The sequence below is a fragment of the Alterirhizorhabdus solaris genome (assembly GCF_007785815.1).
GTDB lineage: Bacteria > Pseudomonadota > Alphaproteobacteria > Sphingomonadales > Sphingomonadaceae > Alterirhizorhabdus > Alterirhizorhabdus solaris.
On record NZ_VNIM01000028.1, the window covers coordinates 1 to 20780 of the forward strand.

The 20780-nt window shown below is 63.1% G+C and carries 22 protein-coding genes and 1 tRNA gene; 11 read left to right on the forward strand and 12 right to left on the reverse strand.

Annotated features, from left to right (window positions below; genetic code table 11):
- Window positions 1–402 precede the first annotated feature (402 nt).
- Window positions 403–1047, forward strand: a complete 645-nt coding sequence (locus tag FOY91_RS08750; protein WP_145150242.1) for a recombinase family protein — start codon at window positions 403–405, stop codon at window positions 1045–1047.
- Window positions 1048–1070: 23 nt separating this feature from the next.
- Here FOY91_RS08750 and FOY91_RS08755 read toward each other — a convergent pair whose 3' ends face one another.
- Both FOY91_RS08755 and FOY91_RS08760 read right to left on the reverse strand, forming a co-directional pair.
- On the reverse strand, window positions 1071–2504 hold the full coding sequence (locus tag FOY91_RS08755; RefSeq protein WP_238995316.1) for a transposase: 1434 nt from the start codon (window positions 2502–2504) through the stop codon (window positions 1071–1073).
- A 283-nt stretch (window positions 2505–2787) separates the two neighbouring features.
- Window positions 2788–4065, reverse strand: a complete 1278-nt coding sequence (locus FOY91_RS08760; protein WP_145150167.1) for a tyrosine-type recombinase/integrase — start codon at window positions 4063–4065, stop codon at window positions 2788–2790.
- A 119-nt stretch (window positions 4066–4184) separates the two neighbouring features.
- Between FOY91_RS08760 and FOY91_RS21635 the strand changes: the two genes are divergently transcribed.
- Window positions 4185–4267 (forward strand) — tRNA-Lys (locus tag FOY91_RS21635).
- A gap of 82 nt (window positions 4268–4349) precedes the next feature.
- Here the strand turns inward: FOY91_RS21635 and FOY91_RS08765 are convergent.
- The 3 genes from FOY91_RS08765 to FOY91_RS08775 all read right to left on the reverse strand — a co-directional run bounded on the left by FOY91_RS08765 (window position 4350) and on the right by FOY91_RS08775 (window position 6226).
- On the reverse strand, window positions 4350–4634 hold the full coding sequence (locus FOY91_RS08765) for a hypothetical protein (RefSeq protein ID WP_145150169.1): 285 nt from the start codon (window positions 4632–4634) through the stop codon (window positions 4350–4352).
- Between the two features lie 81 nt (window positions 4635–4715).
- Window positions 4716–5798, reverse strand: a complete 1083-nt coding sequence (locus FOY91_RS08770; protein ID WP_145150171.1) for a tyrosine-type recombinase/integrase — start codon at window positions 5796–5798, stop codon at window positions 4716–4718.
- 41 nt (window positions 5799–5839) lie between these two features.
- On the reverse strand, window positions 5840–6226 hold the full coding sequence (locus tag FOY91_RS08775; RefSeq protein ID WP_145150173.1) for an AAA family ATPase: 387 nt from the start codon (window positions 6224–6226) through the stop codon (window positions 5840–5842).
- An 803-nt stretch (window positions 6227–7029) separates the two neighbouring features.
- On the opposite strand from FOY91_RS08775, the gene FOY91_RS08780 reads away from it, so the two are divergent.
- The 7 genes from FOY91_RS08780 to FOY91_RS08810 all read left to right on the forward strand — a co-directional run bounded on the left by FOY91_RS08780 (window position 7030) and on the right by FOY91_RS08810 (window position 14922).
- Window positions 7030–7227, forward strand: coding sequence for a DUF6961 family protein (locus FOY91_RS08780; RefSeq protein WP_238995317.1), 198 nt, complete (start codon window positions 7030–7032; stop codon window positions 7225–7227).
- A 36-nt stretch (window positions 7228–7263) separates the two neighbouring features.
- Window positions 7264–7812, forward strand: a complete 549-nt coding sequence (locus tag FOY91_RS08785) for an SOS response-associated peptidase family protein (protein WP_338062071.1) — start codon at window positions 7264–7266, stop codon at window positions 7810–7812.
- A 643-nt stretch (window positions 7813–8455) separates the two neighbouring features.
- Window positions 8456–9229: a hypothetical protein gene (locus FOY91_RS08790; RefSeq protein WP_145150177.1), complete on the forward strand. Its 774-nt coding sequence runs from the start codon at window positions 8456–8458 to the stop codon at window positions 9227–9229.
- A 243-nt stretch (window positions 9230–9472) separates the two neighbouring features.
- Window positions 9473–10936: an RES family NAD+ phosphorylase gene (locus tag FOY91_RS08795; RefSeq protein ID WP_145150179.1), complete on the forward strand. Its 1464-nt coding sequence runs from the start codon at window positions 9473–9475 to the stop codon at window positions 10934–10936.
- A gap of 154 nt (window positions 10937–11090) precedes the next feature.
- Window positions 11091–12368 (forward strand): dsDNA nuclease domain-containing protein, encoded by a 1278-nt coding sequence (locus FOY91_RS08800; protein WP_162527180.1) that lies wholly within the window; start codon window positions 11091–11093, stop codon window positions 12366–12368.
- A complete protein-coding gene (locus FOY91_RS08805; RefSeq protein ID WP_145150184.1) occupies window positions 12365–12973 on the forward strand; it encodes a cytochrome D1 domain-containing protein in 609 nt (202 codons plus the stop codon). The genes FOY91_RS08800 and FOY91_RS08805 overlap by 4 nt, the downstream gene beginning before the upstream one ends.
- A complete protein-coding gene (locus FOY91_RS08810; RefSeq protein ID WP_145150186.1) occupies window positions 12970–14922 on the forward strand; it encodes an ATP-binding protein in 1953 nt (650 codons plus the stop codon). The genes FOY91_RS08805 and FOY91_RS08810 overlap by 4 nt, the downstream gene beginning before the upstream one ends.
- Window positions 14923–15075: 153 nt before the next feature.
- On the opposite strand, the gene FOY91_RS08815 is transcribed toward FOY91_RS08810, so the two are convergent.
- Window positions 15076–16230 carry a DUF3800 domain-containing protein gene (locus tag FOY91_RS08815; RefSeq protein ID WP_145150188.1) on the reverse strand — a complete coding sequence of 385 codons (1155 nt, stop codon included), beginning with the start codon at window positions 16228–16230 and terminating at the stop codon, window positions 15076–15078.
- A 646-nt stretch (window positions 16231–16876) separates the two neighbouring features.
- Here FOY91_RS08815 and FOY91_RS08820 point away from each other — a divergent pair.
- Window positions 16877–17191 (forward strand): hypothetical protein, encoded by a 315-nt coding sequence (locus FOY91_RS08820; protein ID WP_145150189.1) that lies wholly within the window; start codon window positions 16877–16879, stop codon window positions 17189–17191.
- On the forward strand, window positions 17188–17412 hold the full coding sequence (locus tag FOY91_RS08825; RefSeq protein WP_145150191.1) for a hypothetical protein: 225 nt from the start codon (window positions 17188–17190) through the stop codon (window positions 17410–17412). Before FOY91_RS08820 ends, FOY91_RS08825 begins: the two co-directional genes overlap by 4 nt.
- 8 nt (window positions 17413–17420) lie before the next feature.
- On the opposite strand, the gene FOY91_RS08830 is transcribed toward FOY91_RS08825, so the two are convergent.
- The 6 genes from FOY91_RS08830 to FOY91_RS08855 form a co-directional block, all read right to left on the reverse strand.
- Window positions 17421–17894, reverse strand: a complete 474-nt coding sequence (locus FOY91_RS08830; RefSeq protein WP_162527181.1) for a hypothetical protein — start codon at window positions 17892–17894, stop codon at window positions 17421–17423.
- A gap of 69 nt (window positions 17895–17963) precedes the next feature.
- Window positions 17964–18491, reverse strand: coding sequence for a hypothetical protein (locus FOY91_RS08835; RefSeq protein WP_145150195.1), 528 nt, complete (start codon window positions 18489–18491; stop codon window positions 17964–17966).
- A complete protein-coding gene (locus tag FOY91_RS08840) occupies window positions 18488–18829 on the reverse strand; it encodes a hypothetical protein (protein ID WP_145150197.1) in 342 nt (113 codons plus the stop codon). The genes FOY91_RS08835 and FOY91_RS08840 overlap by 4 nt, the downstream gene beginning before the upstream one ends.
- A 101-nt stretch (window positions 18830–18930) precedes the next feature.
- Complete coding sequence (locus FOY91_RS08845) at window positions 18931–19461, reverse strand: hypothetical protein (protein WP_145150199.1); 531 nt, start codon at window positions 19459–19461, stop codon at window positions 18931–18933.
- Window positions 19461–20030, reverse strand: a complete 570-nt coding sequence (locus FOY91_RS08850) for a hypothetical protein (protein WP_145150201.1) — start codon at window positions 20028–20030, stop codon at window positions 19461–19463. The genes FOY91_RS08845 and FOY91_RS08850 overlap by 1 nt, the downstream gene beginning before the upstream one ends.
- A complete protein-coding gene (locus FOY91_RS08855) occupies window positions 20030–20536 on the reverse strand; it encodes a hypothetical protein (protein WP_145150203.1) in 507 nt (168 codons plus the stop codon). The genes FOY91_RS08850 and FOY91_RS08855 overlap by 1 nt, the downstream gene beginning before the upstream one ends.
- Between the last annotated feature and the right edge of the window lie 244 nt (window positions 20537–20780).

Here is a 20780-nt window from a genome sequence, read left to right on the forward strand (position 1 = left end):
AGATCGCGCAGGCGGTTACTTTGATGATCGCATCGCGCGGGTGCTTGATCTCGGGATCCGCGACGGTGTCGACGCGGACATCGCCTTTACCGTGCCAGCATAGTGCGCGCATGTCGTTTCCTCATCTAATCGGACGTCCCCGTGGTAAGGACCTCGTCTAAGGCGCCCAACGCCTTGGGCTGCGGCATGGTTCCCGTCTGTCGGATCCGTGAACGAGCAGCCATTTCGGGCAGCGATCGGCGAGCTCACCCGCGACATCAGGCTCAAACTGTTCGTAAAACGGCCGGTTTTCTGGCGGCAGCGATTTTTGCCTCAACGACGCCTCCTAGAGATCGGAAAACCCGTTGCGGAAACCACCGGCATATTGCAGGGGTGGTGGATATCTTTTCTGGCGAGGTAATGATGCTCATCGGATATGTGAGGGTGTCCAAAGCTGATGGATCGCAGACGCTGGCGCCGCAGCGCGACGCACTGCTCGCGGCCGGCGTCGATGCCTCGCGTATTTATGAAGACCTCGCTTCGGGCCGCCACGATGCGCGTCCCGGTTTGGCTGCCTGCCTAAAGGCGTTGCAGCCTGGCAATACACTGGTCCTTTGGAAACTGGATCGTCTCGGGCGCGACCTCCGGCATCTGGTCATCACTGCCGAGGCGCTGCGTGAGCGTGGCATCGGGTTGAAGGTGCTGACGGGTGCCGGCGCGCAGATCGACACCACCACCGCCAACGGTCGCCTCGCTTTCGGCATCTTCGCCGCCTTTGCCGAGTTCGAACGTGAGTTGATCGCCGAGCGCACACAGGCCGGCCTTGCTGCGGCACGCGCCCGGGGGCGGATGGGCGGACGACCTCGCAAGATGGATAAGGCGACGCTGGCGATGGCGATGGCCGCAATGTCCGACCGCAACGCGATTGCAGCCGATGTCGCGCGGCGCCTTGGGATGACGACCACGACGCTCTATATGTACGTGAACGGTGACGGCACGCCTAAAGCGCCGGGCCAGGCGCTGCTTGACGGTGTGCCGTACCGCAAAGAACGACTGTGCGCCGCGTGATGAACCACGCCGCGCCTCAACGATCAGGCATATCGCCGAGCGGGCGCGACGATCACGTCATGTTCGATGGACCGGGCGGAGATTGCAGCCGGGGTCATGGCCGCGGGAATACACCTTCCCCGGCGCGGCTTGCCTGTGAGCCGCTGTGGTCGCGCCAGGATCATCAGGTTCATCACCGCCGTGCCGATCAGAAACTCTTCTTCCGCTCCGCGGATGCCGCGCAGGTGAAGGCGTCTCATGCCATGCTTGCCTTTGGCGTCGGCGAAGAACCGTTCGACCCCGCGCCGCAACCGCATCGACCGTTTGTAAAGCCCGGTTTCCATCTCGGCTCGAGCAAGATCGCGAACGTCCTCATCGTCCAGTCGGACCAGGGTACGACGCCGCGCCGTCGTGCATTTCTTTCGAAGCACGCACGCCTCGCAGTCACGCGCATCGGCAGCATAACGGTGTACGCCGGTGGGCAGGTGAAATGCGTGGTGCCGGAGGAGCCTACCGTTCGGACAGGTAAAGCTGTCGGTGTCACGATCATAGCTGAAGGCCGTTCGCGGCAGCTTGCCCTTGGCCTGCTGCGTCCGGTCGATCACGGGGATGTGTGGGATCGCGCCGTGGTTACGGACGAAGCCGAGGAAACCGGCGCTGCCGTAGGCCTTATCGGCCGCAACCCGCTTGGGGTGGAAGTCGAACCGATCTGCCGACCTCTCGAGCATGACGCGGCCGGCATCGACCTCCTCCGCGAAACGAGCCGGCGTCGCCTCGACATCAAGCGCAACGCCACTTGGGGTGTCGACCAGCGCGTTGAGGGCGTAGCCGAACCGGCCCCGCACCGTTCGCGCCGACCAGGCCGCGGCAGGATCTGTTCGAGAGACGCCTTGGCAGCTTTTCGAGCGCGCCATTTCCCAAACGGCATCTCCGGTGTCTTGCACCCATTCCCGAACCGCGCGCGATGCGTTGGCGACATACGGCAGGTAGCCAGGAACGGTCTTACGCTGCCAGCTTGCATCAGCCGCTATAAACGACGCGTCGATCGCGGCGTCTTTTCCTCCGACCAGCCCTTCGTCGATGCAGCGTCGAACTGTGCTGTCGAACAGGGTTCGAAAGACGCCTGCCTCGCGGAAGCGACCATGCCGGTTTTTGCTGAACGTCGAATGGTGCGGAACCCTGTCTCCCGGCGTGAGGCGGCAGAACCAGCGGTAAGCCAGATTGTAGCGCCGCTCCTCGCACAGGCGCCGCTCGGACGCGATCGCGTAGATGCGGCCAATCAGAGTCATGCGGATCAGCAGTTCGGGATCGATCGATGGTCGCCCTCGTGTGCTGTAATGCCCAGCCAGTGCTTGCCTCAGCTCGCTCGTGTCGAGACATCTATCAATGCGACGCAGCAGGTGGTCTGCGGGCAACATGGCTTCTATGGTGCGGCGGGACGCCCCTTCCCGCCCACCGCGACAGGTTGGTCCCATCATGGCGGCGCTCCTCTCGGCAGGGGTGAAACGAAGGAGTAACCCGGCATGTCCGGCATTTTTCAACAGGCCCGGTCGGTTGTGACACCGGCACTCGTATTCAGATTTCTGAGGGTTTGCAGGTGTCAAAAGGCCGGTTAAAAATGTCCGGTTCTGAGATGGGAAACTTGCCCCGGCTATGACTGCCTTCGGGTCGGAAGGAGCCTGGCAGCTCAGCGGCGGCACGACCAACCTCGGCAAGAGCGCTAGGCTCGCGCCGTGTTTGTGCGCCATACATTAAGCTGATCTAATCGGTATCAGCGCCTGCGCTCTTCTTCCGACGGGAGACTCGGGCTGCCCCCTTCGTCGGATGTTCCGTCACGAGCTTTGTAACTTCAGCGCCCCAGACTTCGAGAGCTGCCCTTTTCTCGGCCGCGAAGCCATAGCGCTGGTACACTCCGACGATACCGCTTCGAGTTCCCGAGACATGGTTCAAAACCGCCTCGGTGACTTCCAGTCGAACGCCGAGTCGCTGGAGCCCCGTTGCCGCCGTCCGTCGAATGTCGTGGAGCGTCCAGTCGCGTACCACACCGAGTTTCTCAAGCATTGTAGCCCGTAGTCGCGCCTGAACCTTGCTGAAGCCGCTCGGTCCATTCTGCGGCTGACCTTTCGCCGGAAACAACTTGGGGCTGTCCGGCACCTCGTCGATCTTCTTGAGAACGGCCAGTGCCTCCCGGGAAAGCGGAACGAAGTGGCGCTCACCGTTCTTCGCCCGCTCAGCGGGTATCCACCACTCACCACGCTTAAGGTCGAACTCGCTACGGTCCGCGCTGAAAACCTCAGCGCGCCGCTGCCCGGTCAGGATCAACAATTTTAATGCAGGCCCCCAAGGAAGCGGTTCGGCGTCTAACAGCTTCCACAGGGTCGCAAGCTCCCGGTCGTCGAGCACGCGGTCGCGAGCCTTCGGCGCCTTCGGACGGCCGGCATCTCGGCACGGGTTTGTGGGAAGTCGATCTAGCCTCGGTAGTGCCCACGAGTAGAATGCGGACAATTGCGCGTGGACGTTGCGCGCCATCACGGGCGCTGTAGCGGCGACGCTGTCGACCAGTGCCGTGATGTCCCCCCGGGTGACCGCCTCCGCCATTCGGTCGCCCAGCACCGGGATGACGTAGTTCTCAAGGACCCGCTTCATCTCCCCTACGGACCGGCGATCTGCCTTTGCCGCCAGATAGTCCGGGACCATGCTGCGGATCGTGAGCGCGCTGGTTCGCTTACTTGGCATCCTTAGTTTGGAGCTAGGGTCCCCGCCTGTCTCGATGTCGCTGATGATTGAGCGAGCCTTCTTCCGGGCGTCGGCAAGACCGAAACGGGCACCGTATTGGCCGATGGTCATGTTCTTGACCCTGCCGCCTACCCGCTTCCGGACGATGAACGTTTTCAAGCCGGTGGCGCCAATCCGGACGCGAAGCCCTGGAACGGCAGGATCGCTGACCTCGATCTGGCCGCGCTCCGGCGCCTTCAGACCCTTCAGCTTCGCGTCGGTGAGAGCCGTCTTGTTACCTAGGATGTTACCTATGTTCTCCATTCGTCCCACCTCAATTCCGGACCCGCTGATGTGTTACCTTAGGTATCACTTGGGGTCAGATACCCCGGTAAACTGCGGGAAACCTTGGGATAATGCAATGGCGGATTTCTGCGGTTTTTGGACGTTCTGGGGCCTTGCGGGACACCCCAAAAAATGACTCTTAATCAGCGGGTCCTTGGTTCGAGCCCAAGTGCGTCCACCATAAATTCAAGCACTTACGTAAAACCGCGCAGTGTCATTCCGACACCGCGCGGTTTTCCGTTCCGACAATTGGCTGACGCGGCTCAGTCGAGAGCCTCCGAAGCAGACCTCTCGCCTTCCCGACGCCACCCTGTGTCTCTCACGGCAAGCATCGTGGGCCACCACTGCGCTCCTTCCGCGTGCAGGCGATTGATCGCCTGTTGCATGTCAGGAAAACACTCAGGCAGCCAGTCAGAACGCCCGTTGAGAAGCGCTCCGGCAATCTGCTCCGCTGTTGTCCCAACAGCGTGACCGCATACGGCTGCCTCCCTGGCGCGGGAAATAAGCCTGGCCGCGAGCCTGGCATCGATCAATTTCGCGTCGGTCATGTCCGTCCTTTCCAGTAATTAGTCTGCGTCTGCGTCTGCGTCTGCGGTGGGGGGGCTCTTGCGCGTGGGAAGCTGAGGCCGTCAGTCATGGTCGAGGCTCTCATGCGAGCCGGCGATCTCGATGAGATGTTCGCGACGTCGGGCGGCGATCCGGCGTGCCTTTTCCTCATTGACCTTGTTGTAGATTGCCGTCGTGGAGAGCTGCACATGCCCGGAAATCGGGCGAATATCCGCTTCACCGGAGTCGCCGATCTCGGTGGCGCCGCCATGGCGGAACCCCGTGAATGTCATCTTTGCAGGCAAACCGGCAGCGTCGCAGATCTTGCGGTGAACGGTACTCATCCGCCGGTGTTCGTAGGGTTTCCCGTTCCTCTCCTCGACCACGATGAGGCCGGCAGCACCGGGTCGCCACGACGCGGCCAGTTGCGCCTCAAGTTCCGGGTAGAGGGGGACGCGCTCGCCATCGGGCATGACATCGACGAGCGGAAGCTTTATCCGCTTCCCCGTTTTGGATTGGACGACGACGATGTCTCGGCCTGCGCGATAGTCTTCCCACTTGATACCGCGATCGACCTCTTCCTGCGTGTCACCCGGCGATTTAGGATCTGGAATGCCGAAGGCGTCCCAGACTCGTTGCACGAGTTCGAACGCTAGCGCGGCGGCGGTAGCCATTGACTGGAAGCCGAGCTCAACCGCCTTGACGCAGTAAACCTCATATTCGGCGCGGCTAGTAGCACGGTTGCCATCCTTGGGCCGATAGGAGACGCCCATGCCGGCGAAGGGATTTTGGCCCGTTGGAATACCCGTGACGCCGCTGTAACGGCTCGCCCAGTTCCAGACCGCGCGGCATACCTGAACGACGTACATCGCCTGCCGCGGCCCACGTGGCAGGAAGATCTCGTAAAGCTGATCAGCTACCTCGGGCCCGACCTTCGCGGCAGCACGCTCCCCGAACGTGCCACGCTTCATTGGGAGCGAGACAACCGCCTCCATCAGCTTCCGGTAGTCGCTCTGCGTTTTCTGGCGGTTCTTCGTGAATTTGCGTTGCCCCTGATACCAGTTGAAGAGCCAGGCGACGCTCCCGGTCGAAGGGCCGCCACGACTTTCGCCCTTTCGCCAGTCATCTAGGGCCTCGTTCAGCGCCTCAGCCTTGGAAACCGCCACGGCAAGATCCTGACCCAACGCCGTTGCGACGACAGGACAGGTCAGACCATGGCGGCGTGCGCCGTGGCGACCTCCGGTGCCGCCTTGCCGCCGGCCGCCATACCCCGAACGATGCTGGCGAGGCGGACGAACAGATGCTCGCGCAGGTCTTCCGCCGACAGGATCAGGATCTGGCCACGCTTGCGGATCGGCTTGCCGAGCCAGGTGTCGGCCCCGGCGGACGCAGGGGCGGCGAGATGCGCCGCCATCCAGAGCAACAGCTGGGTCTTGCCGGCGCTGCCCTGACCGAACCAGACGCTGGTGCCGGTCACGGGCAGCAGACCATCGATCGCATAGTCCATGCCGGCAGGGGCGGTCGCGGCGTCGCGGGCGAGATAGCCCCCTCCCAGCGCCACCTCCGGCCATGTCGGTATCTTCGTTCCGGTCATCGCCTACCCCCCGTCCGCTGTACGTGGCGGGATAGCGGGGTGTGGCTGAGAAGCGGTTAAGGGGATTTATTTTCCAGACAAGGCCGGGCGTTCACCGTTTCTTCAGACGTGGCAGTAATTAGATGAAGGGCGGGAGACGGGCTGGGGAACCCCGGCTCACGCACTTCATATAATACGCCCCGCAACGGGGATGCCCCGGCCAATGGTTGGCGGGCGTGCGGATCACGTGTCGTGTCTGGGCATGTCGGGGCGGTTGCCATCGGCCCAGCGCTCCCAGGCCAGCATCCCCCGCTGCTGATCGCGGGGCGTCATCAGGTAGCGGCCGGCAGCCCGCTCCGGGCTGGGCGCCTTCATATAGTCGCGCACCTGGAAGCGCGACCGCTCGGTGATCGTCAGCGCCTTTCGCTAGGCGCCTCGTCCTTGTTGACCCTGTTGTCGGTGCTCGGGATGTCATCCTATTTTCTGCCTGCATGTTCCCCCGCACTGCAATGCGTTCTCCTGCCGCCAATCGGATCGAACCCCCGACCCCGACTGCAGTCACGCGCCACAAGACATGGACCCGGTCCAAATATACGACATCGACATTCAATCGAGCGGGCGGTTAGAACGGCGGGCCCCCTCCATCGACAATCTTTACACAACATATGATAAGATGGCTGTATGATGCAGCGATCCGAATCCCGAATAGCCGTCGTTCAGCACCAGCAACGGCCATTGCAGCCACATGCGGAATATCTTGGCGGCGACGATCGCCGGCAGCGCGCTATTGCTTGTAGCAGCGGCCTCCGGCTGTTTGCCGTCTGATGTTTCCCGAACAGGAACTATGGGCGAGCGCTCGCTATCTGCTCAAGATCCACGGCCCCCGGGCACCTGCGTTCGCCGCCAGCCGCATCGCTGCCCTTACCGAGGCTGGCGACGATGATGGCGTCATGGCCTGGCGCATGATCGCCGATCGGATAGACTTGCTGCAGGGCGCCGAAGACGGAAAGGTTCGCGACTGATGTGCAACCGCGCGCCTGGCTCATGAGCCAGAGACGATCCACACGCGCTTCGGCGCACAGTGGGCGGCGCCGCGACCAATGGACAACCGCTTCAATCCGGTCGAGCTATATCCCAGGGCGCGAGCATGGGTCATACGGGAGCAGGACGGCAGGCGTGGTATCGACGTCGGCACCTGGGATGTGCTGGGCGGCCAGGCCAAATGGCCGATGACCAACGTCCGCCAGCTCGGCCTCCCGCAACGGCGCCGGCTCGCCGCCGACCCCGGCAACCGCTGCCTGATCCCGCTGACCGAGTTCGCCGAATGGACGCCCAACACCCACGCGGTCGGCAGTGGCAAGTCGATCAAAGGGGAGATGTGGTTCGCCTGCACGGACCAGCCAGTATTTGCGGTGGCGGGCTTGGCGCAGCGGATCGGTGAGACACTATGCTGGGCGATGTTCACCTGCGATCCGAACCCCTTGGTGAGCCGATCCACCCGAAGGCCATGGTCACGATCCTTGACAAGAGCGACTGGGACCAATGGCTGCACGGCAGTTACGACGCGGCGATCGCACTCCAGCGGCCATATCTCGTCGAGCGAATGACGGTGCGCGGACCGGTGTTCCCGACGCGGACAAGGGCAGGCGGGGCATAGAGCCTCGCTTCTCAACAGCACGATGGTTGGCGTCGCGTGCGACGAGATGATGCGCTCAGGTAAGTTGAGTTTGGTGGCGAGGGCGTGCCCCCCCCCCCTGCACTGGTGGCGGCATTGGCGGCAACCAGACGCAGCGTCTTAAATGGCTAGGATTGATGGGAAGTGCTCAGTCCGTTTCCGGACGCCAAGGTGGCGTAGCCGCCGTTCAGTGGAGAGTGATGCGAGCGGCCGGAGTCGACCAACTTACGACGTTCAGCGGCCGGGGCGTGAATGACCGCTCATACTGAAACCTGCCGGTTGCCGCGGGGAAACCGAATCTGCAGCTAGGCGCCCAAAATCGGTCGTTCGCATTCAAACGATCATCCCCCAAAAGCCATCCTCGACCTCAGGGCGCCAGTCCGGTTCTGCAGCGCTTTTGCGGAGGCGAGAGGGCGCCGCGTCATGCTTGACGCCGGCCTTCCGTCTGACGCGTTCCCTGGCCCATGTCGGCAGGAACATCGAGACGATCCGCCGCATCGCAAGGCAGCCTTGCAGATTGACCCATTCACTGGATGTGATGGAGAAGGTCGGTTCAGATGAGAAAGGGGTAGGAAGTGGCGTCTATCGCAGAGAAATTCGAACTGAGACCCGACGAACTGGCCTTCCACTTCGCGGGCGATGAGGGTCTCGCGATCGAGGTGCTTTTCAACTTTCTGAAGCGCGCTTCCACCATCGCTGGCCGCAACGGCGCGGAACTGCGTGTCGTCGGGCTTCTTGAGGGAAGCCTGCTGGTGAAGCTTAGGGCGATCCCCGTCTCGAAAATGGCCCAGAATGCCGGCCGTAAGTTCGTCGACGATCCACTCGGCGAGGCCGGCAAGGTAACCGCGCTGGTCGGTGGAATCGCAGCCGCGCTGATCTGGGCCTTCGGTCAGGGGGCCACGCCGATTGCCAAGGCTGGCGCCGAGATCGTTGACAAGCATCAGGTGACGCAGATCAGCGTCGTCACTAACAACAATGTGACCGTCGTCATGAACGAGCCGATCGCTGGCAACGTGCGGGCGCATCAGGAGCTTGCACGAGGCAGGAGCGCGATCATCAGGCATCATCGCGCGGAGGCGCCTGCGACGACCCTCGCGAAAGTGCCGCAGTTGGCCGCTATCTCAGAGGATTTCCGGCGCGGGAGACTCACCGGCACTGTCGCGCCGTTCCGCGACGCGATGCACTTTCAGCCCGACGGTTTTCACTTCTCTGTGCCAGTATACATAATCCCCGGCTCGCATGTGCAACTGGTTCCCGGCGCGCGCTACCGCGTCGGTGGAAGCATCGAGATGCTGGATGGGCAGCCCGACCGGCTCGTCGTCGAAGCTGCGGAGTTGATCCCCGGCTGATCCCTCAGGCCGCCTGCTGATCATCGGGCCGGTCTGTCTGTTTACCGAAGGGGGCGGTGTGGACGATTCGCCTGTTCGCGTCGCAGCCCTCAACCAGCCAACGCTTAGGATCGCCCCTATCTTCCCCCTGATTTTGCACTCTCTGGACCTCTCCGCGGGTCAAACTCAACCGACCTGAATTGATGGTGGCGCCCGCAAATAAGACCGTCGATAGTTCGCCCTGCATGTTTGGGAGGGCTTCGAATGGCGGATGACGAGGACGGAGAGCGGATCTGTCATCAGTGTGTTGGCGATAGCCATCTCAAGGCGTTAATTGTGAAGGATGGCGTCGTCGGCGAGTGCTCCTATTGCGCCGCCGACGACGAAGCCTGCATCTCGGTTGAGGACCTCGCTGACCACGTCGAGGGGGCGTTCGATCGACACTACCAGCGCACCTCGGATCAGCCCGACATGTATGAATCGATGCTGCTGCGCGACAAGGAGATCGACTACGACTGGGACCGCCACGGCGAGCCGGTGATCGACGTGATTGGGCAGGCCGCCGTCGTGGAGGAGGAGGTTGCCCAGGACGTACTCGGCATCCTTTCGGATCGACATGGCGACTGGGAGTCGGCCCAGATGGGGGAAGAGACCGAGTTTGACCCGGACAGCCACTATGAATGGAAGCGGCCGAGTTCGGGCGAGATCGCCGCCGAATGGTATGGGCTGGAGCGGTCGTTGAAGCTGCGGTCGCGCTATTTCAATCCACAAGCCGAGAGCCTGTTTAAGCGGCTGTTCGACGATCTGGAGAAGCTGTTCACCCATGATGGTCGATCGGTCGTCGTAGAGGCGGGGCCGGACAAGGCGATCAGGTGTTTCAACCGCGCCCGGGCTTTCCATCATTCGCACGAACTCGACGAGGCGATGATCAGGCCGGATCTGCATCTAGGGCCGCCGCCCGTGAACCGGGCAAAGGCTGGGCGCATGAACGCGCATGGGATCGCGGTCTTCTATGGCGCGGACGACCGGGATGTTGCGCTTGCCGAGGTTCGGCCGCCGGTTGGCAGCAGGGCGTTGGTCGGCGAGTTTGCGCTGCTCCAGACGGTCAGACTGCTCGACGTGTCGGCGTTGGAGGCGGTGTATTTCGATGGGAGCGTATTCGATCCGGCATATGCCGAGCAGCGCTCGCTGGCGCGGTTCCTAGGCAGGCTGAGCGACCGCATTACGATCCCGGTTATGCCGGACGATGAGCCGACGGAGTATCTGATAACGCAGATGATCGCCGACTATCTCGCGCGACGGCCGGCGCCAGGTCTCGATGATATTTTGTTCAAGTCAGTGCAGAGGCCAGGAGAAAAACGGAACGTGGTGCTGTTTCACCACGCCTCGCGGGTCGAGGCGATCGAGATATCAGAGGATGTGAAGGTTTCGGTGCACCAGTTTCAGTCAAGCGACGATGGACCGGAGCCGGACTACACCGTGATGGAAGAGGTGCCCCCGGCGGCTGAGCCTCCAGCTCAACCCGAGCCCGCCACGGACTTCGCCTTAGGAAGCATGACGGATTTTCGGCCAGAGATGTTCCGGTTCGACCCCGACGTGGATGAACGCGAGCCGTATCTGAGGATGAACAGGGACACGCTGGTCGTGCGTCATGTGACCGGTGTAACATTCGACACGACGGATCACGCTGTGCATCGGCATCGCTCGAAGCAGCACGACCTGTTTTGATCTACGCCGTCGTTTGCACATGGTGGATCGCGCAACCGCTGCCGCGTCTGGCCTTTGATTCGAGCACTGAGGATTTTAAGCGCGTTGCTTGGTGTAGAGGATTTAACTAGCTTGCCGAAAGGGGGGGGGCTTATGAAAATTGAGGGCGGCGTCCTTGCGTGATCAAATTCCCACCAAGAGCCAGCCGCTACCGGTTGCTGGACTGTCGGGGACGAGAAGTTTAGATCCTGGAGATGAGACCGAGCGGAACTATCGATATCAGCATCAATATGGTGTGGCACTCCTGGTCGGAGTTAGGCGCGGCACCTTCTCTTATGTCTCACTTTACTGTGAGCACCACGAAGACTTCCTAGGTGAGCGGCCGGATGGCCGCTTCGATGGCTGGCAGATAAAGACATCGAAGCCGGAGGGTGGTGCCTGGAAGTTGACCAGCCCAGCGTTGGTCAAGTCGATCGGACGTTTCGTCGAATTGCTCCAGGCCCATCCCGCCGAAGTCGGCGATTTCAACTTCGTTTCCAACTCGGCAATCGATGATGTCACGCCGGCAAGCAAGGACGATGCCCGGCGCGCACGTTGCCCGGGCCTGATGCTGCAGCACATTTCGCAAAGTTCGACGGCCGAGGACATCCAGCAGCCATTCAAGAAGGCGTTCGATAGTCTCGCCGCGGAACTAGGAGCGACGGCGGAACAATTGTTCGATGTGCTTGGCCGCCTCGCCTTTGTAAAGGGTCCGTCGCGCGAGGAGTTCGATGCCACGCTCGCGCACGAGCATCTGGGCAAATTAGGAGAATGCGCGCATCTCACCGCCGCCGAGCTCGACACGCTTCGCGACGAGCTGGTGGGAAAATTCCACCGGGCGGCTTCGCTTCATGTAACCGACCCGGATCGACATTTGCTCGACCGGCTGAATGGCGGGAACAGCGATCCGACTATCGTTGCGAAGCGCATCGTCTGTGCGGAGGTGAGTTTGGCGCCGCCGGCAACGCCATCCAGGGCCTTTGCCTATGTCGGCGAGCCGGCGATCAATCCGGGCGGCCAGCGCCCGGCGGGGGTGCTTGAGCAGAAGCTGGCGCGCGGCGGCCTTGTCGACATGGTAGAGTATATGAAGTCAAGAGAGCAGGCGGCCGAATATCAATTCCTCGAAGACCAGGCAAAGAGCCCGGCCACGGCCGGGCGTCAGCTGCGCCAGGTTGAAGAGGCGGTGCACGGCGAGTGCCTTGAGGCCTATATGGCGGCCAAGACGGCCGCCCAGCAGCCGTTCGGCCCGATCATGTTCACAGACGTGAGCGCGCGCCTGCGCAGGCTCGAAAGCGATCGAAAGCAATTGCTCGGCGGCAGTCCCTACGAAGTGCTGATGGGGACGGCAGCCTTGCTGACCAGCGAATGCCGCCTATGGTGGAGCGATCGGTTTCGCCTCGAGGACAAGGCATGAGTCTCAATGTGCTCAAGGCCGCTGCCGACGCCGAAAACGCTGATGGATTGCATCTGGCACGGCTCCTTGTGCTGCTACGTAGCGCGGACAAGGCGAACAAGACCAAGTTGAAACCGGTGGAAGGCATTACGAAGCTCGCGAAGCTGGATTTCTTATTGCGTTATCCGATCTATCTCGAACGCGCGCTCATCCAGCTCGGAAAGTCGCCCGATGCCGCAGCGGTGACGCCGCGCGAGCGCACAACCGTCGAGACGAAGATGATCCGGTTCCGATATGGTCCGTGGGATGGCCGTTACCGCCGCTGGCTAAGCCTTTTGTCCGCGCGCGGATTGATCACGCTGTCGATGACCGGCCGCAAGATCGAGATAGGCCTTACCGACACCGGACGCGCAGTGGCGGACGGTCTTGGTGCCCGGCCGACATTCCGCGACCTCGCCGAACGCGGCGCCGTGGTCGTCAAGGCGGTCGGATCGATGCCGGCGACCAAGCTAAAGGATTTCGTTTACGAGATCGTGCCCGAGATCACCGGCATGAAATGGGGTGAGGAGATCGGGCCGCTCGCGCGCAGCAGCGTCGCTCTGGATGTTGGGGGCGACGGAATATGAAGTTCACGATGGTGTCGCTGGTGCTGTCCCTGCGAAAGGCCGAGGAGGCGATTGCGTTTTCAGGGATTAATTATTTCTGGGGCCAGATGGGTGCGGGCAAATCGAGCATCGCGCGGCTGATCGATTATTGCCTTGGGGGCGATTTCCAGCTGTCGCCCGCGCTGCAGGCGGAGTTCCTGTCCGCGACGCTCACCCTCGAACTTGAGCAATCGGTCCTGACAATCGAGCGGCAGCGCGATTCGAGAAATGTGCTCGCGTCTTGGACGCGCAATGACGGACCCTATTCGGTCGTGTTGCCGGCACGCGTCGCCTCGGGCGAGGTCGTGCCAGAGACCGGGATCGAAACGCTCTCCGATCTGATTTTCTTTCTGTCGGGCGTCAATCCGCCGCGCGTGCGCAAGAGCAAGATCAAGGAAGACAGCAAGGCGGTGCGCCTGACCGTCCGCGACCTGCTGTGGTTCTGCTATCTCGACCAGGATCACATCGACAGCTCGTTCTTCCATCTTGAGGAAAGCGCCGAATTCTACCTGCGCCTCAAGAGCCGCGACGTGATCCGCTACGTCATCGGCTATCATGACGAGCGCGTCGCCGATCTGGAAGCAGAACTTGACCAATTGCGGGCCAACCGCACGGCACGAGTCTCCTCAATCGACAGCCTTACCAAGGCGCTCGTTGAAGTCGGCATCGGATCCGAGGAGGAGATCGGGCAACGAGAGGCGGCATTGGCGGCAGCGATCGCCACTGCCGACCAGAATATACGCGCCTCTCGTAACGCGCCGCGCGATGCGGAAACGCTCCACGCGATTGATCGGTTGAAAGCGCAATCCCGAAATCTTGGCAATGCGGTTGCGAAGATCGACGCTGATGCCGACGAATTGCGAACCACGCGCGAGCGCCATCTACGCCATCGCAACGAGATCGAGATGCTCGGCCTCAAATTCCGACGATCTGCCGAAGCTCGCGAGATCCTCGGTGATCTAAAATTTCTCGACTGCCCGCGATGTGCGCAGCAATTGCCACCTCACGCGCCGAGCTGTTGCGAAGTTTGCGGTCAGGAAGATCTGTTGGATCTCGCGGACCCGGCCGAAGTCGCGGCGCTTGAGGTCGATATTGCCAGCCGGCGCGCCGAGCTCGCCGGTGCGATGGCAGCCATCGACGCCAACCTCGCTCGCATGAGCGCCGAGAAGCGCCGCATCGTTCAGAGCAAGGACCGGATGGAAGCCGAGCTAAACCGAGCTCTCGCCGAACAGGACTCCGCGTTCCTATCCATGGCGCTGCTCAAGGAACGCGAGCGCGCGTCGCTCGAGGCGGAACTGCACAGTATCAAATGGCTGCTCCGGCTGCCGCAGCTGCTGCAGCAGCAGCGCGAGGCATTGGCGGAAATCGTCGCGCGCGAAGAAGCGACGCGTCAGGCGTTGAAGGAGGTTCGCGCTAAAGCCGAGGCGGACCGGACTAGCCTCAACCGCTTAGCCAGCTATTTCCTCGACTGTCTCGTTCGTGCCGATGTCCCGGGCATCACATGCGACGACCGGCTAGAGCTGGAGCCCCCGTCTTTCTATCCGGAAATTTATGGCGCCGACCCGGCCGACCTCACTGCTTCCACGTTCACGTCGCTTAGCAGTGGCGGCAAGAAGACACTGTTCAAATGCTGCTTCGCGATCGCGATTCACCGTATCGCCACCGAGCTGAATGCCCCGCTTCCCGAGCTGCTGATCATCGACTCTCCGATGAAGAATATCAGCGAGCGGGAGAACCGCGATCAGTTCGAGGGCTTTTACAAAATGGTCTACGAGCTCAAGGCGAGCGAGCTTTCGTCGACGCAGATCATGCTGATCGACAAGGAATTTTTCGCTCCCCCGCCCGGCCTTTCTGTGAGCGCGACGAGCCGACACATGCAGCCCGACAGCAGCGAGCATCAACCGCTGATACGATACTATCGGGGCAAATAGCCGCTGAGCTGGTGCGCCCCAGACTTGCGTCGTGTCGCTACGTCCCCGTTGCCGGCCCTGCCGACCGAGCCCAATTTTTTAGGCCGGCTCTATTTGCTCTGCTTGGTACCGCGAGGCCGCCGAGCCGGAGGCGCTTGTTGGACTTGTTTGCGACTAGGCGCGGGATCCCTTTGCCGCCGCATAGTCCGCGACCGCCTTCCTCCGATTCCCCTCCCCGATCTGATACAGCTGCGAGGCCCGGGCCATCGTCTCCGAATCCGGTTCGTCCGCCTCCATTCGCTCAACCTCAGCAGCAACGTCGGCGTGAATCGCTTCGGCCGTGAAGACGTTCTGCCTGCCTCGACGGCGCGCATAGTCGAGGATCGACTGGCAGCCGGCAGGCAGGTCTTGCCCTCGCAGACTGCGGGAGAGCAGCCATAGAATCACGTCGATGACTTGGATGCCGGCGCTGTCGCGGGCGCTCGTGATCTCGAGACGACTACCGAACACGCGGCGCAGCATCGCCCTCTCGCCGAGCGGCATGTTGATGAAAGCCGCGCCGGCGTTCGCGTAGAAGTCGTGCCAGAACGCGAGCGAGGCGGCGAACTCCGATTGACGATCGTGACGGATAACCTCGACTGGTCGGCCCCACTCGTTGGACTGCGTCTCCACCCCGGCAAGGAGGTTGCCGAAGCCAACAGTATTGGGAAGGTGGCCCTGACGGGCGACCTTGTCCTCCGAGAATATATCTATCGCCTCCGGGTTCGCCATCGCCCAGGCTAGACCCTCGCCGATGACCTCCCTCGATCTCGCATCGGGCAGTCGTTCGACGCGCTCGAGGACGCGGCCGCAGAACTGGATGAGTTTCTCGCGTGCCCGGTTAGCGTTCACCTCCATGAGGGCGTCCCAGAACAACTGCGCTATCTCCTCGTCGAGGAGCCAGGCGAACTTGAAGGCCATCGTCATTCGCACGGGCCGCATAAGGAAGACCTGGGTCGGGACGGTCCGGTTCTCCGCTGGATCGAGAAGGGTGTGGAAAGCCTTCGTGCCGAGCACATAGCGTTTCTCCACGATGCTGGTGAAGAAGGACGGCCCGGCGCGTCGCAAGATCGCAAGCAGGTCCGGCGCAATCTCTTCCAGCCTGCCGACGCCCAGCTTGCTTGCGTGCAATTCGTCGTCGTCGAAACGCCGGGCGAGCTCGCGCACATGCGCGCCAAACCGAGTGTCGAAGTCGCTACGCGTCATCAGAGCGGCGGTGATGAAGAGCGGCTGGTCGTTGTCGAGCAGGCGCGCGCCAGTGTTTCCAGTCTCGTCTACATAGGCGAACAAGTGGCCCTCCGTGGTGTCGGCTGCCTCGCATTTAGCAGCTAGCCTTCTGCGCTTCTACTTGAGCTATGCTGAAATCGCCGTTCTGGAGATCGCAATTCGATGTCAACTTTGATCACTTCAAGCCTGCGAAGCCCTCAGTCCGCAACCGGCCCACTTTCTGTAATTCTGAGATGCCGGCCAGACAATCGCGGAATTTCGGCTCTTGGTAAGAGCTGCTGTCCCATCTATCACTCCGGAACGGCGGCTTTGTCCCAACGGCGGCCGCAGGTCGAGCCGGAGTGACGCCCTTAATAAGCGCGGCGTTTGGGTAACCCCTTATACGGCCGACTGTGACCAACGACGGTTGATTTCGACCTTAAGCGGGGGCCGTTGCCGCCGCGGACGGGTGGAAAATGGTCGTGAGAACCAGCCAATTTTGCGGCTGTCATAACTGCACCCAGGCAAGACGGGGTTAACGGTGAGGGCATGGCCCCGACCGATGGCGGCGGCGCGCTTGGCGATCAGCGCGCAGGTGCGGGCCTCGCGAAAGGGATCATGCATGGGTGTCTTCTCCATAAAATGAGGCTTGGCAACAGGCCAACGCGATAAGGGGGCTGCGGATCGTTCCCGTTCTGTTCTACATTCCGCCCGAAGGAGGAATCAGGACATGGCAATCAGGTTGAAGGGTGAGGCACACGAGCGGATCGGCGTTACCGGGGACATCGTGACGAGTCTGCGGGTGCCGGTCGGCTGGGCCGACCGCCGCTTCCGCGTCGCTACCAGCGACGGCACGCTCATCATCGGCACCTATGCGGAGGGCGCTTACGCCTTTGCGATCGAGGTCGAGGGTGCCGGTATCGTCCGCCCGCTCGACGACGGGCTGGAACTGCTATGGTCGGTCGACTGGATCACGATCAGCGATGTAGACGACAGCGCGGTGACGATCCGCGAGCCGGCAGCCATGCCGCTGTTCGGCATGTGAGTTCGGCGCGGTTCGACACGACGTTCAGCTTCGCCAAATATCACGCCAACTGCCGCATCGAATGTGCCTGTGGGCGTATCGTCACGCTGCCCCCCGCGCATCTGCAGCGGATGTTTCCGATGCCGCTGACGCTGGTCGAAGCCCGGCGGCGGCTGGTTTGCGGCGGCTGTGGCGAGCGTGGCCGGGCGAAGATGATCCCGGTCCCGATGGCACGGCGCTGACGGCCGCGTCACGTCGCGTCGATCAGCATCTGCTGAAAGATCAGCCGCGGCGACATCCGCGCGACCGGCGCCCGCCGCTTCGTGGCGATCAGCATCGGGAGGACAGCATGGCCCTCGTCGGTCAGCGCCAGTCCGTCGAACGGCCCGCTACCGTGGGAGACCAGGCCGATGCTCGGCAGCCACAGAGGATACTGCCGCCAGAAGGTCGCGCCGTAGCTGGCGAGGCCCTCGACAGGCGCGATCCGCTCAAGCGGCTTGATCGCGCCGAGCACCTCGGACATCAGGTCGAGCTGCTCGTCGGCGGCGAAGTCGCTGCGCATGCCGAGCCGGCCGCGCCAGAAGGCATCGCGGACCGAGGCATAGCAGGTGCCGTCCTCTTCGACCCAGCCGACCGTGCCGTCGCGGTCGGCAACCGGCTGCAGCCAGTAGCCCCATGGGGCGGCAGGGTCATACTGGTCGGCGTAGGCGATGACGTTCGTCATCATAAAGATCTCCCTGGTGTCCGCCCGAGAAGTCGGACGGTAATGGCGAATGAGTTTTTCAGGCAATACTTATTGCTCATCTTGTGCAGACGGTGCCGGGAGCCGCTTCTGATGGCGGCGACGCTCGAAGCGCGGGACGAGGTGGCGGTCCGGATCAGGGATCCACTGCTGTCGTTTGCCCGTCTCGGGATCGGGCATGGTCTCCTTGAGCATGGTGAGCACGGCGGTGCCCTCGTCGGTCAGCGTGATCAGCTCGAACGGGGTCGCGCCGTGGTCGATGAGGTGCAGCGACGACAGCCAGTAGAGGCTGTGCGCGAACCACAGGCCGTTGCCGTCGAAGATGGTGGCAAGCGGTGCGCGCTCGGTCTGCGGCACGGTGATCTGGCGGAGCACGACCGCCATCCGGTCGAGGCTTTCGTGGATCAGCCGCTCCTCGCAAGCGCAGACGTTGAGCCGGGCGACGAAGAAGGCGTGGCGCACGCTCGTCCACACGCGGCCCTGACGATCCTCGAGATGGTGGAAGCGGTTGTCCCGAGTTACCGGGTGCAGCCAGTGCCCCCATGGCTTGGCGGGGTCGTGGCGTTCGGCGTAGTTCATGATGCTGTCCTGTCTGCCGCATGCGGGCGGCGATGATCCTGGTGGTGAGGTTCGGGGTGCCCGGCGGGCCTGACGGTGCCGCAGCGGCCGCGGACGATCGCCCACGCCCAGCGGTCGATCGCATGGGCGCCATCGGCGACGATCGGATGCGGGACGGCGACATGCGCGGCGGGGCACGCCCTGCGCACGAACGCGATGATGTCGCGGGTGCCGCTGCCGGCGGGCTGATGTTGCCACCACATGCCCGCGATGGCGGCGACGACGAGCAGCATGATCGCTGCCCTGAACACGAACGGCAGGCGCCGACCCCTCGTCACCCACCGCTCGATCTGCTTCATCTCTAATTTCCTCCGACACATTGCTGTCGGGAATCCTGTCCCTCCGCTCCCTCCACGCCTGTCCTCGCGGCCGCTGGCTGCCAGCCAGCGGCCTGACGATGTCAGCCCTGCTCGAGGGCGAGCTCCATGCAGGCATCGCCTTCGACGACCATCATCAGCTCGGCGAGACCACGGCCGAGCCCTTCCATACGGCCGACGCTGTCGGTCCACGGCGGGTCGCACAGCACGAGACCATCGGGATCGAGGCAGACCGCCGGGCCGTCCCCTTCCACGGCCACGAAGAATGGCCGCCGGTCATGCGTCCGGCAGAACACATAATCCTCGAGCGTCTCGGCGCTGCCGCCCTCGTCCATCACGATGTCGAAGGTGAACTCCCGGCCGCTGCCCTCGACGACCGACGTGCGCAGGATGATGGCATCCTGCCCGGTCAGCTCGACCATGAAGCAGACCTCCTCGAGCGAGAGGCTGGGCGCATCGCCGATGGCCAGCACGGATATCCCCATGGCCGGAAGCCAGATCCGGCAGAGCGATGCCGCCGGGCCATCCGGTTCGAAGATCACCGGGCCATGCAGGTGCCGCATGATGGCGATACAGGCGCGCACTTCCGGCTGGGTCAGGTCGGGCCAGGCCATCAGCCCCGCCCGTCATGCGCGTCGAGATACGCCGCCCACTCGGTGGCCAGCACCGCCTTGGCGCCGGGCTTCGTCAGGTCGCTGAAGCGGCCGAAGGTCGCCTGCGTCGAGAGCGTCCGGCAGATCGCCAGCAGATGGGCATGGTTGGGCGCCGCCCGACCGGCAAGTGCGGGCACGTGGAAGATCGCGATGCACGCCAGCGAGCGCCGTTCGCACAGCGCCTCATAGGCGAAGTTCGTCGCCAGCATCCACGCCCGGTGTGTCGGCACCTCGTCGCCGAACCGCAGCGTGGTGTTGGTCAGCAGATCGACCTGCTCGGGGAGCAGCTGCGCTTCGTACAGACGCACGAGCGCGGCGATGTCGGTCAGCTGCTCGGACGCGCGCCTGGGCAGCAGCACCCCATGCGCGAAGCAGTTGGGCTCGATCGATCCATGAAGCGCCAGCCGCCGGGCGATCGCCTCGCCCGGGCGGTTGCGCTTGCCGGCATGCACCGACTGGATGACGCCGTGGGCGATGTCGACACCGAGCTCGGTCGCCAGCTTCAGCCGCTCTGCGTTATAGTCGCCCATCAGAGCGCTCCCACCAGCTGGCGGAGGCGGGCATTGGCCGCATCGCAGCCGCGGCGGCGCTGCCGTGCGTCGAGCGGTCCGTCCGCCCAGGCCTCGATACGGCCGTCACCGACCTCGAAGTGCAGCGGCGATACCGGATCGAGTGGGATCAGGCGGGCGGCGCCGTCACCGCGCGGCAGCCAAAGCTGGAAATCGGCATGATACAGCATCTTCCACGATAGCCGGACGCCGACGGTGAAGACGGGCGGCGCGACCCCGGCCGAATCGAAGCGGGCGCAGACCAGATCGGCCTCGCGCTCGTCGCACAGCCGCTCGAGCAGCCCGTGCGAGATCGTGCCGCTGGTCGGCACGGCGGCGACGAGGACGCGGTCGTGCCGGGCATAGCGACCGGGCAGGCTGGTATCCGGCAGGACCGTCTCGCCGGTCAGGATCGTGGCGACGGCATGCGCGACGCGCGCGGCGGCAACGCCGGCCGAAGCCGGCCGGCACATGATGGTGGTGTTCAAGGGGCATGTCCTTCAGGAGCGTGTTGACGCTTCTTCTCCCGGGCTTTTTCTCACCCGTCAGCGAAGCATCTGCTCCTTCCAGACCCCCAGTTCTGATACCTAACTTCGGGAGCCATGCCGCTACGGCTTGCGAACGAAGCGCTAGGTGCGCGGAGTTGCAGGCAGCGCATGCCACGGAATAGGAATCTGGGAATGCGTGCACCATACGATCCGAGGCTCGCCGGGCCGCCGTCCCGATACTCGC

Bases quoted from the DNA above. Each gene is read 5' to 3' on its own strand.
- FOY91_RS08750 (WP_145150242.1), top strand. From the start codon at position 403: ATGCTCATCGGATATGTGAGGGTGTCCAAAGCTGATGGATCGCAGACG.
- FOY91_RS08755 (WP_238995316.1), bottom strand. From the start codon at position 2,504: ATGATGGGACCAACCTGTCGCGGTGGGCGGGAAGGGGCGTCCCGCCGC.
- FOY91_RS08760 (WP_145150167.1), bottom strand. From the start codon at position 4,065: ATGGAGAACATAGGTAACATCCTAGGTAACAAGACGGCTCTCACCGAC.
- FOY91_RS08765 (WP_145150169.1), bottom strand. From the start codon at position 4,634: ATGACCGACGCGAAATTGATCGATGCCAGGCTCGCGGCCAGGCTTATT.
- FOY91_RS08775 (WP_145150173.1), bottom strand. From the start codon at position 6,226: ATGACCGGAACGAAGATACCGACATGGCCGGAGGTGGCGCTGGGAGGG.
- FOY91_RS08780 (WP_238995317.1), top strand. From the start codon at position 7,030: ATGTTTCCCGAACAGGAACTATGGGCGAGCGCTCGCTATCTGCTCAAG.
- FOY91_RS08795 (WP_145150179.1), top strand. From the start codon at position 9,473: ATGGCGGATGACGAGGACGGAGAGCGGATCTGTCATCAGTGTGTTGGC.
- FOY91_RS08805 (WP_145150184.1), top strand. From the start codon at position 12,365: ATGAGTCTCAATGTGCTCAAGGCCGCTGCCGACGCCGAAAACGCTGAT.
- FOY91_RS08810 (WP_145150186.1), top strand. From the start codon at position 12,970: ATGAAGTTCACGATGGTGTCGCTGGTGCTGTCCCTGCGAAAGGCCGAG.
- FOY91_RS08820 (WP_145150189.1), top strand. From the start codon at position 16,877: ATGGCAATCAGGTTGAAGGGTGAGGCACACGAGCGGATCGGCGTTACC.
- FOY91_RS08830 (WP_162527181.1), bottom strand. From the start codon at position 17,894: ATGACGAACGTCATCGCCTACGCCGACCAGTATGACCCTGCCGCCCCA.
- FOY91_RS08835 (WP_145150195.1), bottom strand. From the start codon at position 18,491: ATGAACTACGCCGAACGCCACGACCCCGCCAAGCCATGGGGGCACTGG.
- FOY91_RS08840 (WP_145150197.1), bottom strand. From the start codon at position 18,829: ATGAAGCAGATCGAGCGGTGGGTGACGAGGGGTCGGCGCCTGCCGTTC.
- FOY91_RS08845 (WP_145150199.1), bottom strand. From the start codon at position 19,461: ATGGCCTGGCCCGACCTGACCCAGCCGGAAGTGCGCGCCTGTATCGCC.
- FOY91_RS08850 (WP_145150201.1), bottom strand. From the start codon at position 20,030: ATGGGCGACTATAACGCAGAGCGGCTGAAGCTGGCGACCGAGCTCGGT.